The 13,616-nt window shown below is 36.3% G+C and carries 16 protein-coding genes; 9 read left to right on the forward strand and 7 right to left on the reverse strand.

Going from position 1 to position 13,616, the window contains the following annotated elements; translation table 11 throughout:
• The 4 genes from FTV34_RS15020 to FTV34_RS15035 all read left to right on the forward strand — a co-directional run.
• A partial coding sequence (locus tag FTV34_RS15020; protein WP_180070711.1) for a hypothetical protein occupies positions 1-485 on the forward strand: 485 nt, incomplete at its 5' end.
• A gap of 101 nt (positions 486-586) precedes the next feature.
• A complete protein-coding gene (locus tag FTV34_RS15025; protein WP_068553069.1) occupies positions 587-820 on the forward strand; it encodes a hypothetical protein in 234 nt (77 codons plus the stop codon).
• A gap of 202 nt (positions 821-1,022) precedes the next feature.
• Positions 1,023-1,952 (forward strand): replication initiation protein RepM, encoded by a 930-nt coding sequence (repM, locus tag FTV34_RS15030; protein WP_068553070.1) that lies wholly within the window; start codon positions 1,023-1,025, stop codon positions 1,950-1,952.
• Between the two features lie 66 nt (positions 1,953-2,018).
• Positions 2,019-2,561: a plasmid replication DNA-binding protein gene (locus FTV34_RS15035; RefSeq protein WP_004896925.1), complete on the forward strand. Its 543-nt coding sequence runs from the start codon at positions 2,019-2,021 to the stop codon at positions 2,559-2,561.
• 272 nt (positions 2,562-2,833) lie between these two features.
• Here FTV34_RS15035 and FTV34_RS15040 read toward each other — a convergent pair whose 3' ends face one another.
• The 3 genes from FTV34_RS15040 to FTV34_RS15050 form a co-directional block, all read right to left on the reverse strand.
• The gene (locus FTV34_RS15040) at positions 2,834-3,193 is read right to left on the reverse strand and encodes a DUF4829 domain-containing protein (protein ID WP_257222000.1); all 360 of its coding nucleotides are present in this window, start codon (positions 3,191-3,193) and stop codon (positions 2,834-2,836) included.
• A 277-nt stretch (positions 3,194-3,470) separates the two neighbouring features.
• Positions 3,471-4,358, reverse strand: coding sequence for a hypothetical protein (locus FTV34_RS15045; RefSeq protein WP_179995793.1), 888 nt, complete (start codon positions 4,356-4,358; stop codon positions 3,471-3,473).
• Between the two features lie 394 nt (positions 4,359-4,752).
• On the reverse strand, positions 4,753-5,664 hold the full coding sequence (locus FTV34_RS15050) for a LysR family transcriptional regulator (RefSeq protein ID WP_179996750.1): 912 nt from the start codon (positions 5,662-5,664) through the stop codon (positions 4,753-4,755).
• 98 nt (positions 5,665-5,762) lie between these two features.
• On the opposite strand from FTV34_RS15050, the gene FTV34_RS15055 reads away from it, so the two are divergent.
• The 3 genes from FTV34_RS15055 (at position 5,763) to FTV34_RS15065 (ending at position 7,118) form a co-directional block, all read left to right on the forward strand.
• A complete protein-coding gene (locus FTV34_RS15055) occupies positions 5,763-6,371 on the forward strand; it encodes an FMN-dependent NADH-azoreductase (protein WP_078194113.1) in 609 nt (202 codons plus the stop codon).
• A gap of 158 nt (positions 6,372-6,529) precedes the next feature.
• Positions 6,530-6,826 carry a type II toxin-antitoxin system RelE/ParE family toxin gene (locus FTV34_RS15060; protein WP_005175534.1) on the forward strand — a complete coding sequence of 99 codons (297 nt, stop codon included), beginning with the start codon at positions 6,530-6,532 and terminating at the stop codon, positions 6,824-6,826.
• Between the two features lies 1 nt (position 6,827).
• Positions 6,828-7,118 (forward strand): addiction module antidote protein, encoded by a 291-nt coding sequence (locus tag FTV34_RS15065; RefSeq protein ID WP_004969304.1) that lies wholly within the window; start codon positions 6,828-6,830, stop codon positions 7,116-7,118.
• A 61-nt stretch (positions 7,119-7,179) separates the two neighbouring features.
• Here FTV34_RS15065 and FTV34_RS15070 read toward each other — a convergent pair whose 3' ends face one another.
• From FTV34_RS15070 to FTV34_RS15085, 4 genes are all read right to left on the reverse strand, one after another.
• Complete coding sequence (locus tag FTV34_RS15070; protein WP_179996734.1) at positions 7,180-7,365, reverse strand: hypothetical protein; 186 nt, start codon at positions 7,363-7,365, stop codon at positions 7,180-7,182.
• A gap of 613 nt (positions 7,366-7,978) precedes the next feature.
• Positions 7,979-8,893: a copper resistance protein B gene (locus tag FTV34_RS15075; RefSeq protein ID WP_179995749.1), complete on the reverse strand. Its 915-nt coding sequence runs from the start codon at positions 8,891-8,893 to the stop codon at positions 7,979-7,981.
• Positions 8,880-10,622, reverse strand: coding sequence for a multicopper oxidase domain-containing protein (locus FTV34_RS15080; protein WP_179995748.1), 1,743 nt, complete (start codon positions 10,620-10,622; stop codon positions 8,880-8,882). Before FTV34_RS15080 ends, FTV34_RS15075 begins: the two co-directional genes overlap by 14 nt.
• Before the next feature lie 49 nt (positions 10,623-10,671).
• Entirely contained in the window at positions 10,672-11,019 is a 348-nt protein-coding gene (locus tag FTV34_RS15085) for a hypothetical protein (protein ID WP_179995747.1), read from the reverse strand.
• Between the two features lie 1,051 nt (positions 11,020-12,070).
• Between FTV34_RS15085 and mobC the strand changes: the two genes are divergently transcribed.
• Together mobC and FTV34_RS15095 are read left to right on the forward strand one after the other, a co-directional pair.
• A complete protein-coding gene (mobC, locus tag FTV34_RS15090; RefSeq protein ID WP_035270222.1) occupies positions 12,071-12,562 on the forward strand; it encodes a plasmid mobilization relaxosome protein MobC in 492 nt (163 codons plus the stop codon).
• Positions 12,546-13,616: relaxase/mobilization nuclease domain-containing protein (locus FTV34_RS15095; protein ID WP_180070713.1), on the forward strand; the 1,071-nt coding region annotated here is incomplete at its 3' end. The genes mobC and FTV34_RS15095, both read left to right, overlap by 17 nt.

The following is a 13,616-nucleotide window of genomic DNA, read 5'->3' on the forward strand; positions in this document are numbered from 1 at the left end:
AACAAGCCGAAATAACCCTGACCAAGCACCACAAACATCAAAATGAGTTCAATCAGCAGCTTGCCCAGGAGATCGTGAAAAGCGGACTCAAGCAAAGTCATGACAAATTGCAAAGCCTGGTCGATCAACACAACGAATTAACTCAGAACAAACCCTTACTGTTTGGAAAAAAAGCCTGGGAAGCCCAACGTGATGCGATTTACCAGGAGCACAAAAAGCTGAAAGGTCAGCATGAACACCAGAAAAAACATGGTGTGAAGGATTTATTGGAAAATGACAAATTCAAAGAACATGCCTGGAAGCAGTACCAACAACAACATCCAGCCAAAGCCAAGCAATACCAGACTCTATACCCATCCTATCAAGTCATTAAAAAATGTGTGGATGAGATCAAAGCAGAACAACAGATGAAACTCAGACAGGAACAACAGCTCAAAGCACAGCAACATGCGCCTAAAATGAAATCTCGTGGCATGAGTCGCTAAACAGAGCGAGTGTCTACGAGCGAACTGAGAAAATTTGCCCATTCCTTTCCCTGATTACAAGCTCCCTATCCATCAATCACCTGCTTTTCAGAGCATCCCGCATGGGTGCGAACTTTCCAAATTTGATTCCTAAACCGAGCGTAGCGAGAAAAAAAGCTCATGAGCGAAGCGAATTCCGAGCTGCTTTTGATCTTGCTTTTGCTTTTTCTCAAATTCACGAAAATATGAACCAAAAATTGCCCCGACGAATCGAGCGAAAGCGAGATTCAATAGAGTTTGAGCGAAGCGAAAACCAAGGGCAATTTTTTACTCCCTGGGCTTTTAATTATTTTTAAGCTTTTAAATGCTTTTAATTAAGCTGTAATCCTTTATTCATAATGGTTCTAGAGATATTAAAACGAGGTTTACCTTGCATTAAAACGAGGTTTACCTTGCATTAAAACGAGGTTTACCTTGCATTAAAACGAGGTTTACCTTGCATTAAGCGAGATAATTATATAACCTCGTCTTATTGAATTAAAAATATAATCTTTTCATATGAAAACAGAACTAGTTGTTAAAGATAACGCCTTAATCAATGCCAGTTATAACCTCGATCTAGTTGAACAGAGGTTAATTCTCCTAGCTATTGTTGAAGCAAGGGAATCGGGTAAAGGGATAAATGCTAATGATCCACTAACAGTTCATGCTGAAAGTTATATTAATCAGTTTGGTGTACATCGAAATACGGCTTATCAGGCGTTAAAAGATGCTTGCGATGACTTGTTTGCAAGACAATTCAGTTATCAGAGTCTTAGTGAAAAAGGTAACACTATTAATCACAAATCAAGATGGGTGAGCGAGGTGGCTTATATTGATAATGAAGCTGTCGTTAGACTTATTTTTGCCCCTGCTATTGTGCCTTTAATTACTAGGTTAGAAGAACAATTTACAAAGTATGAAATACAACAAATAAGTAATTTAACAAGTGCTTATGCTGTTCGTTTATATGAAATATTGATTGCATGGCGTAGTACTGGAAAAACGCCTCTCATAACTATGTATGATTTTAGACAAAAAATAGGTGTACTCGAGACTGAATACAAACGAATGTATGATTTTAAAAAATATGTTTTAGACATTGCATTAAAACAAGTAAATGAACATACCGATATTATTGTCAAAGTTGAACAGCATAAAACAGGTAGATCTATTACTGGTTTTTCATTTAGCTTTAAACAGAAAAAATCAGCCACGCATTCAGTCGAATCTAAAAGAGATCCGAATACATTAGACCTCTTTTCAAAAATAACAGATAAACAACGCCATCTATTCGCCAACAAGCTCTCAGAGCTTCCTGAGATGAGTAAATATTCACAAGGCACAGAAAGCTATCAGCAGTTTGCTGTACGTATAGCTGCCATGCTGCAAGATGCAGAGAAATTTAAGGAATTACTTCCTTTACTCAGAAAATTAGGATTTCAATGACATTGTTAATTGAAATTGTTAAGTTAACAGTCAGGTATTAACACAAGTTGAAAACTGGTTTACATAATGAAAAAACTGTCAGTTTCAGAGTTAGCTAAGCTTTATGGATATTCAAGACAAGCCATATATGCACATATAAACAAAGGAAATTTATCTAAAGGATCTGATGGATTAATTGACTTTTCAGAGGCCCTAAGAGTTTTTGGGGAACCACAAAAAAAAGAGGATACAGTCAATCAAAGTCAATCAATTAACAGTCAAAACTTGACAGAAGTTGACTTACTAAAACGTCAAGTTGACATACTGGAAAAACAATTAAATCAGGCAATACAGAGAGAAAATCAATCTTTAGAACGTGAATCGTTTTATCAAGAACAGATTGAAGCTATGCAGCGCTTACTAGAAGCACCAAAAGCCAATATGACTACCTTTACCGATCAGAGCTTTAAACAGGATATAGCAACGGATCCTCGGTCGGAACTAGCAACGAACTATGACGAATTGACTACTCCTCAGCAAGACAATAAGCGTATTCCTATCCCGGAGCATGTTGAACCAGAACAGAAGAAGAGAGGCTTCCTAAGCCGCTTTTTCCTTCCATATGGTTAGCCAAGACTCCAGTTTTTTGAAGAGCCAATTTCAGTGCAAGCACTTGAAATAATGACTCCTCAAAAAACCGGATGATGTTTATTAAAACTGAATAAAATCGTGGAACATTGCTTATTTATTAAGCGTGGAACACTAAAAAAGATAAAAAAAGCCCGAACAGGGATGTTCGGGCTATCAACTAGAAACTACAGCATTGATTTCTATAGATAATTATAACGCATTTCGCATAAGGTGTATTATGTTAATTTTAGGGAAAATAAATAATTATTAGCTTAAGGCCCACTACCCAATCCTGTAATTAGCCAATCAGATTGAGGAGATTTTTTCACAAGAGTAATAAATAAAATATAGTCACCTACTGGACTGCCAGCATCATCTATATGCACGATTTTAACTTTTACCATCACTGAAATAATTTTATAAAATTCTTGATAATACTCAGGTCTACTTTCCGCTGAATCATCATTAATTCTTATTATTTCTAAAATTTTTGAGTCTTTGAAAGAAAGAAATCTTTCAGGACTTTTTAAGTCTTCATATAATTGCGCATCAGGCCAAACATATTTGATTGCTGATTTTCGATCATGTTTAGCAAGTGAATTTAAGAAAAGTATCGTTGTCTGTTTTGCCATTTCATTGTCATAATTCAATTTCTGTTTATATGAATTAAAGATCAGAATTAAACATAGACCTACAAGCAAAATTCCTACTTTTATAATTTTTGGGCGATTTACCATTCTTTTTGAAAACCCTTTCTAACTGCTAATGTTTAACCTTATCAATAAAGTCAGGCACTTATTTAACATAATGGCTGTTATACGAAATAAAAAAAAACCTAGGCACTGCCTAGGTCTTAAATTTAAAAAAATACATAAAGATTAAGGCGCATGACACTTCAATCAAGCTATATTAATAATTACATACCATAGAAACAGCACCTTGATAGTTACCATTATTGCTCAAAGTCATACGGTAAATTGCACCAAGTACTAGGCTATTTGGTCCATTATCAGCTATGTTAAATGTACCGATCTGATTTGATTCACCTTGTTGTCCTACGATACCCAATAAGTTATAGCTGCTATAGTTATTGAATGAATCAACCCATCTCATTGATGAAGCAAAGGTAGTTTCATCACTGCCATTTTTTGCAGTAAATTTAACGTCGATATTGCCGTTAGGATTTAAGGTAATACTTCCATTATGAATGGATGGAGAAATAAAGTTTTCAAATTGGCCACTATTGGTCACTTTTGCTTGAGTAGCATTAACATCAGTACAGTTAATTTGTTTGGTTTGGGCAGAAATACGCTTAGTAATGATTGGGGTAAATGCAAAATAAAAATAAGAAGCATTGCTATATTTGGAAATATCTGTTGATTTTATTTCCCCATCTTTTTCATAATTAAAAATTCCTTTGGTTACACGAGCAATCGTAAAGTTTTTATTTCCAGCAATTTCTTTCGCAACAATATCTCCTGTAATTTTGTAATCACCAAATTCGGTGATAATACCATCGGCATTTTGTTTTACAGAATCAAGTCTTGATGCACCAGAAGAATTAGGGTAGTCAAAAATAATATTGTAGGATTGTGATGGATTCAATTTTTCCAATACTGAACCAGTAGAAGTATCTGGTGTGGTGCCGCTGTTCCCTGTAGAGCTCGATGTACCATTCCCTGTAGAGCTCGATGCACCATTCCCTGTAGAGCTCGATGCACCATCACTGCCGCCGCCGCAGGCAGTTAAAGTAAGACCCAAAGAAATAACTAAAAAAGAGGTCTTAAATCGGTTCATGGTAATTCCTAGTTTAAAAGAATCAACTATAGTCTATTGTTAGAATACTGAAAATACGAACATCTTTTTATTTACAATAACTTAGGTGCATAAACCTACTTTTAAAGGCTTATTCAGCAAACAATGATTGATAGCTATTAACTTTATAGGCATATTTAATTCAAATATACCTCCCCTTTAACATAATGGCTGTTATACGCAATAAAAAAACCTGGGCACCAACCCAGGTCTAAAATTTAAAAAACAGATAAATATCAGTGCAATAAACTCATTTTTCTAATTTCGCATAACGTGTATTATGTTAATTTTAGGAAAGCTTAATAAATCCGTGTTTAAAAATTAAACTAGAAAGATTTTGTATTACTATCAATTTAGAATTCCTCTCTTATAAATCTTATTTAATGACGCTATCTTTTTGTATTGATGAAGCTATTTTATCAATGGTAGTACGAACACGTATTGGTAAGAAATTTGATCTTTTCCATACAATTTGAATAGGATAGTTAGTACTTGAATAGTTAGTAAGTAGGTGTATTAATTGACCACTTTGTATATATTCTTGAATCAACCAGGAAGGTAACCAACCAATTCCTCCATGCATTAGTACATAATCTAATATGCTTTTTATGTCATCCATTTGAACTTTATTTTTTGGCAAATATTTTATAGTTTTATGATGAGAACTTTGAAATATCCACTTTTCAAGCTGCCCATTTTTCAAATATCCAATAGTCTGATGGTTATCTAAATCTTTGATGCTCTCAGGAACCTGGTATCTTTTTAAATATTCAGGTGTGGCACAGAGCCACATTGCATGCTCAGAAATCTTTTTAACCATTAATTGACTATTATCTTCTAAATTACCAATTCTTATCACTAGGTCATAATTATCTTCAATTAAATCAATATAACGATCATTAAAAGAAAGAACCATATTCAAATTTTGATGTTCATCTGCTAAGTCTCTTAATATCGGAACAATGAACTTTTGTCCAAATAATACAGGCATAGAGATACGTATCATTCCCTGAATATTTTGATTATTACTTTCAAATAATGTCTCAGCTATTAATAATTCTTGTACAGCCCGCTGGCTATGTTCATAGAAAATACTACCTTCTTCTGTGAGAGCTAAATGACGTGTATCTCTGTTAAAAAGTACTACTCCGAGCTGTACCTCAAGCTTTGAAATCATCTTACTGACAGCGGAACGAGTCAGATGTAATTTTTCTGATGCTTTAGTAAAACTTCCTTGTTCAACAACACTAATAAATGCCATCAAACTTTTCAGATCATTAACACGCATATTAGTTCCAATTGGGAATCAATGAGTTGATTTATTATCACTTTTGTATCCAATTTATCAATGATAATCTAATTAAAATTCATATTAGGAACCTTACTATGAACAGAATTTTAGTTATCAAATCTAGTTTTATGCAGGAAAAATCTCTAAGTAATCAGCTCATTAATAAATATTTATATAGACGTAAGCAAAGTGGTTATGTTGACCAAATAATTGAACATGATCTAGGAGCTATGAACTTACCAGTATTAAACTTAGAGATATTTAATGCCTTACGTGGAGAGGCGAATGAAAAACCTGAGGTAAAAGCAGCAGTAGCTCTCTCTGATCAATTTATTCAAGAGCTGAAAGATTGTGATCTATTATTGATTGCAGCACCAATGTATAACTTAAATGTACCAACCCAATTAAAAAACTGGTTCGACTTAATTGCACGAGCACGAGTAACTTTTCAATATACAGAAACCGCACCCGTAGGATTAATTAAAGGTGTTAAATCAATTATCTTTAGTTCACGTGGTGGTTTTCATCAAGATCTTCCAACAGATGCTGTTACAGCATATTTAATAGCAGTATTAGGATTAATTGGTATTGATAAGGTAGATTTTATATATGCTGAAGGCACTGATATTAAACCATTAGGGAAATCTAAAGCACTTGAATTAGCTTCACAGCAAATTGCTTTACAAACGAACGTAGGATTGTAAGTATATTCTTCCTTATGGCAATGAAATTATAATTTTCTATTGTTCTAAGGTTCCTATTTAACATAATGGCTGTTATACGAAATTAATGGATGTTCGTATAGATTACTTGCATATTGTATTCGATCGAATACAATATAGTGAGAAGATAAGGAATCCTCATGATTGAAATTAAACGTCTGCCAGAATTTGATGAATGGTTGGATGGCATTAAAGACAATATGACCCGTATTCGCCTAAATCGTAGATTAGATAAGGTTCAACGTGGAAACTGGGGAGATATTAAACCTCTCCAAGATGGCGTTTGGGAAATGAGAGAATTCTTCGGTGCTGGATGGAGAATGTATTACATCCAACATGGTGATGTAGTGATTGTAATGCTTGGTGGAGGAGATAAATCGACTCAACAACAAGACATCGATCGTGCAGTCAAATTATCGAAAACATTGGAGGATTAAAATGGTTAAAGTCGCTGATTTACCAAGTTTTGATATGGCTGAGTCACTCAAAACTGAAGAAGACATTGTGATGTATCTCAACATGGTTCTTGAGGAAAATGATCCAGCTGAATTAGCTCATGCTCTTGGCGTAATTGCTAAAGCTCGTGGCATGACTCAAATCGCTAAAGAAGCAGGGATTGGACGTGAAGCACTTTACAAAGCCCTACGTCAGGATTCAGCACCACGTTTTGATACGATTAATCGTGTAGTGAATGCTTTAGGCTTAAAACTGACAGTACAACATGCCTAAAAACTTAAAAAATATAGTAAAAATGGGAGCTAAAGGCTCCCATTTTTTGATTCGTATAAATTTACTTTTGACTTAAAGTCTTTAATTCACGAATAGCTTTGCTTAGTTCAAACATTTGGTTGTGTAACTGCTCAGATAACATCTCATTATTTGCATCTTTTTTATTCAAAATATCTGCAATATCAATAGTATCTTCCATAATCTGAATTAATTTACTATGCACCTGTTCATATTCACTATTAGGCATCATTATCTCCTCCAAAAATTTAAGTCATTTAACATAAAATCTCTTATACGAAATCCAAATTCAAGACATAAAAAAGCCCAACATCCTGTTGGGCTTTTTTACGTATTTGATGCGTTGGTATAACTCCTGTCGTACCTGCATATTCCATTGCTACGGTTTCTTATTGTTATCTGGAGCATCCTGCTCTCTATGTGTTCATCATAGAAAATTGAGGGCGATTGGTATAGACGCAAAATACCTGAATGAATGTGAGCCAAGGCTTACAAAATTGATTAAAACTTATCCCGAAAGTTGTCCGCAGAAATTGGGGATGAATTTGATCTTAAAAGGCATATATCTTATAGGGAATTGCGGTTTTTGATCGTTTTTTAATCAATTTTATAGGCAAAAAATGACAAATATGCTCAAAAAGAAACCGACATGTTTCACAGTCGGTTTTTTTCTGTTTTTCAGGGTGGGTGAAAATTCTTAAGTTATTGATTTTAAATCATTATTTTGCTTGCATTTCGCATAAGCTCTATTATGTTAAATGGGAGGGAGCAAAATAAGTTAACATTTTGCTTCCGACCACATTAAGCTAGAGTTTTATTTAAATAAAGCTATTTAGTAATCATTAAAATCTAAATCTAACACCAGCTCCATATAACCAACCTTTCTCAGAGTTTGATTCTATTTGCCACGACGTTTCATCATTACCTTTTGAATACTCATAGGCAATGTCGATATACGGCATGATCTTTTTACTGATTTCATAGCGAGTTTCAAGCCCTGCGGTTGCACTGCTTAAACCAGTTTTTTTCGCATATTTAGAGTCATCACTAAAGATCGCATCCAACTCTAAATAAGTTTGAATAATCAACTTTTGGGTAATCAGAAAATCACGTTCCGTTTCTAGACTAAAGCCCGCATAACTGTCTTCTCCTGCATAGAGATAAGCATCAGTTTCAAAGAAATATGGTGCCATACCATGTAAGCCAATCACTGCATCAACATTTTCTTCGGTATCTTTGCGATGATCATCGAGTTCAACTTTTTCACTGCGATAACGTGCACCAATCTGTGCATCCCAAAAGTCTGAAATCATACGGCTATATAAAAGTTTGGCATCATAATGTGCATCATGCGATTCTTCTTTATCGGCATGAACTTTAATAAAAACCTTATTTTCATCTGTGCCAATACGGGTTTCAAACTCTGACTTTAAACCGCCTGTGCCATCTTCATTGACAAACCACTTATTATCCACCGTCGTAATCGCATAAATTTGCGCACCGTGTTCTGAGCGATGATCATAATGCGAACTCTGCTGAGTATTCGCATCTGGTACATGATGTAAATGATTAACCGTAGATGTTGCCTGATGTTGTGCATGATTCATCTCAGACATGGCTTGATGATTCATTGATGGCATATTTTTCCCATTATTCTGAGTAGTTGAATGATGCCCTTCGTGCGCCACACTTAAGGTCGTTAAACTCAATACCGCAACAGAAAAAATCGCTTTCAATACAAAATTAGTGATGTGCATGTTCAGCTCCTTTTTGCTCAGTTACTTCGTGAGTTTGAGTCGAATTTGTACCTTGAATTGGCATTGTAGATACTTGTTCATCGCTAACATTCGCCACGATTAACTTGTTCATCATCCCCGCACTCATGTGATACAACAAATGACAATGGATTGCCCATTCACCCAATTCATCCGCAGTTAATAAAGCCGTAACTGTTTTACCCGGTGGTACGATCAATGTGTGTTTATTTGGCATATCTACCGACTTTTGACCATTCTCCAGCTGCATAAACATACCGTGTAAATGCATCGGGTGCGCCATCATACTGTCATTAATAAATTTGATACGAATACGCTCGCCATATTTCACTTTTAACGGCTCAGCATCACTAAATTTTTTACCGTTAATGGTCCAAATATAACGTTCCATAGTACCGCCCAAACGCACGACCAATTCACTGCTGGCTTCACGAGTATCTTTTTGCGGCTCTAACGATTTTAAATCGCTATATTGCAAAGCTTTATTACCTGCAGGTGTAGAGGCATTTGCCCAACCATAAACCACTTGATCATTTTTTTGCGGTTTTACTGCGCTATGCTGTGAATGATCCGTGCCTTTCATATCGCCATGGTTCATTTTCGAATGATCCATTCCTGAATGATCACCACCACCATGTCCCATATCTTCCATAGTCAAAAGCGAGCGTGGACGTGGCTGAGGCATATGCATGCCGTGTGTCACAGGATTTAGTTCATTGTGTAGCGTACCAATCGCATAACCTGAACGGTCAATTGACTCAGCTTCAATTTGATAATGTCCACCTTTTGGCTCCACAATCACATCATAAGTTTCAGCCGTACCAATACGGAATTCATCTACAGAAATGGGTTTCACAGGCTGACCATCAGCACTAACCACAGTCATTTTCAAGTTAGGAATACGGACATCGTAGAAAGACATCGCAGATGCATTCACAAAACGTAGGCGAATTTTTTCATTCGGTTTAAACATTCCTGTCCAATTTTGTTCAGGTGTTTTGCCATTAATGAGGAAGGTATAACCTGTAACATCCGACATGTCGGTTTTTAGCATACGCATCTGATTCCACATTTTGCGGTCAGACCATGTCGCTTTTATGCCATCACGTTTAACCTGCTTCCAAACATCACCCAAGGTTTCACGCTGATCTTGATAATATTCAGCTGAAATTTTAAGATCTTTCTGAATTTGATCACTGGTTTTTTCATGAAAATCTGACAACATCACCACATAGTCACGTTCAGCTTTTTCATGTGCTGCCAATGGTGTTTTACCTTTTGGATAAATCACAAAAGAACCATATAAGCCGTCTTGTTCCTGTCCTTTAGAATGAGCGTGATACCAATAAGTCCCGCTTTGGCGAATCTTGAATTTATAAACATACTCGCTTTGAGGCTTAATACCGTTAAAACCATTAAATCCTGGTACACCATCCATAATGCCCGGCAACAACAGTCCGTGCCAATGAATAGAAGAATCTTGGTTTTTTAAATTATTTTTCACGCGAATGATGGCTTCATCACCCTCTTCAAACTCAAGCAAAGGCGCAGGAAATTGACCATTTACGGTAATGCGCTTTACAGGCTTTCCAGTTGGGCTGACCACTGCTTCATCAATAACAAGCTGATATTCACGCACTTCGGCAAAAACCAAAGGCGACGATGCAAAACAAATACCTGCTAATAGGTACGAACTAATTTTATGAGACATAACTTAACCTTAGTTTTTGAAAAATAAATAAATTTTTAAAAAAAATTGGTTAAGTTTTAGGAGGACGTGAAATTTCTTGCCAATACCCATTTAGATATTGGTTGAGGTAATAAAAATTAGGCTGATCTATAGAATAGAAGGTATCTAGGGGATCTAGCGAGCTTTGCAAAGAATGAAGACATGAGATCTGTGTCTGGCAGGATAAGCTAGAACATTCCTGACACTTTTTGTGATCTATATTCTGATTAATAGCTAAATGATTATGGCAATCGGTATTCGTTTGTACTTCGTGATTAATACCATGTTGAGTGACTTGCTGTGCTTGATCTAAACAATGATCTTGGCTCATTTCAGTTTGAATATTGATATGCATTATCTTTACTGATGCAACAGACACACTACTCCATCCTATGGCAAAAACCATAAGAAAACAAAACCAAAGTTTTTTGGAGAGATGAGTCAACACGAATGCTATCTAGGAATAGAATTTAATCCAAAATATCTTAACGGAATTTCAACTATTTACAACTCAATATAATTTAGTAGTTTCTCTAAAATTAACATAATACACCTTATGCGAAGTCAAAAACTCTAGACCTAAAAGTACATATAAAATTAGTGCCTATTCATAATAAAAATTAAAACTCTTGTAATTACTTTCATACTTGTATCAACTTTTTTAAACAGAACTATTGTTCTTAACTAAATGCTCTCATTCCCTCAACGTTCCCCTTCAGTCTGCCTATCGGCAGACGGTGAACGTTGAGGGAATTTCGGCCATACTTACCCTTAAAGGGGCTAATTATCCCCCTTAAAGTATTCCCGAAAATCTATCGGACTGACGGAGCCACGTCTCGGTCGATCGGCAAAGAGTAAGTGTACTTTCTCTTCAGGCTGAGATTACGATCTACACATCGCATTGGCACGTTCTCAAACCGAACAGCAGCTTTTCTCTGCGAGGGTTTCCCCAACATACAATTTAAAGCTTAGCTGAACTACTCATCACGCTGTTGCTTTGCCAATATCCCCTAGTAACAACTTAATCACGATGGTGCGCTAGCGTCGCTAATCCATCCACCCGCACCTGTGAAATCTACAAAATCTGTAAATCAAGCAGAGCGTAGCAAAATTTAAAAAATCGGATTTAAATTGGTTCAATTTCTGCATGTTTCAGAAAAAAAAATTTAATGCATTAATCATTGAACCGAATTCTAAAAAATACATATATGACCTTCAGCACATTTTGATGCCATATAAACCTTTTTATTGACTTATCTAAGAAAAAAATTATTGATCTTTGCAAAACAGAATAAGCTCTAAATAAAAGGGGCAATGCGACAAGCAAGCCTACCTGTGTCCACAATTTTCTTCGAAAATTTGGACTCAGGGACTTGTTAGGGGTTTCACCCCTAAGACCCCAAAAGCAAAAGCTCTTAACGAGACACGAAATGGTAAAAAATAAAACAAAAAAATTTAGACTCACACAGCTCCAGTTTGAGCAACTGGAGCAACACCTGCAAAAGGAAAATACAAGTTTCACTGACTTCATTCATTCATTAATCGAGCGTGAAGTCATGCAAGATGTGATTACCGTTCAACAAACCAAAGACGAAATAAAACCCACAAGAACAAAAATTAAAACAGTGATTGAGGTAGTCAAACGCTATCAAAAGACTGATCCGAATGTATTGCTAGAGCTATCAAGAATCGGCAACAACATAAACCAAATTGCACGAGCGTTGAATATCATCAAGAACGCAGATCCTCAAGAACAACGCAAACTAAATATTTTTAACATGTTGCTTGTTTTAAAAGGCATTCAAACCGAGCTAGAAAAAGTCTTCCCTGCCTTACCTAAAATTAGTCGGCAAAGCCCTGAACGCTTAAAAAAGCAGTTGTCTTCAGTACAACTGGCTGAGGATGATGAAAGTGCATATTAAATTTTTGAATCATGGCAAAGGCAATGCTGCCAAAGCATCGGCATACTTACTCGATAAGTTTGATCACATGGGCAATGTGCGTGCAGGCATTGAAGTTTTAAGAGGTGATGCAACCACATTTAACGCCATTTGTGATGCAAGCCCCCATCTGTGGAAATACACCAGTGGCGTGATTGCTTGGTCAAAGGATGATGCCCCTACAGACGAGCAGATCAGGGAGGTTTTAACCGACTTTGAACAACATGCTTTCTCAGGGTTAGACCCATCTCAATATCATCTGTTTGCCGTTCAACATACGGATGATGATGGCTCAAAGCATATTCATGTTTTAGTACCACGCCTTGATTTACAGAGTGGAAAATCACTCAACATTGCGCCCCCAGGGCATGAGAAACATTTCGACTCATTACGGGATTACTTCAACACAAAATACCAGTGGTCACGCCCTGACGATTTGCTGCTAATGCACACGACACAAGAGCCGAACCACGTTGCCAAGCTTAATGCTCAAGCAAAAAAAATACTCTCAAGCAAAGAGCTAGAAACCTTGCCCAAAAAGCAATTTTACAAAGCAATTGATAATTACGTGAAAACCCTCTTAAAAACCAACACAGCAAAAAATAGAGCGGAAATAATCACCTGTATCAAACAACTAGATGGAGTCGACTCGATAAAACCAAATAAAGAGTCTCTAACGGTCACTCTCAACAACGGCAAAAAACATCGAATAAAAGGTGATTTCTATCATGAAAACTTCGAAATTGGATCTTATTCAGAGCATCTCAGAGCAGCAGCAGAAAGCCGACCAACTGCAAGTGAGCTTGCAGCAGCTCTCACAGACGCTGAGCAACTTCGAGCAACTTATAGAGCAAAGCGAGAAGCCTATAATCAACAACACCACGCTTTTACGCAAAGTACAGCAGACGACAACAACCATAGAATCGCACCTAAGCTCGATTTTGACCGAGCTAGGGTTTCTATCACCCCAAGCAATAAAAACGCTAACAGCGAGCTATACGGAGCAAATAGAGGCACTTCAAACGCAGTTAGCGAA

The sequence above is a fragment of the Acinetobacter sp. YH16038 genome (assembly GCF_013417275.1).
Lineage (GTDB): Bacteria > Pseudomonadota > Gammaproteobacteria > Pseudomonadales > Moraxellaceae > Acinetobacter.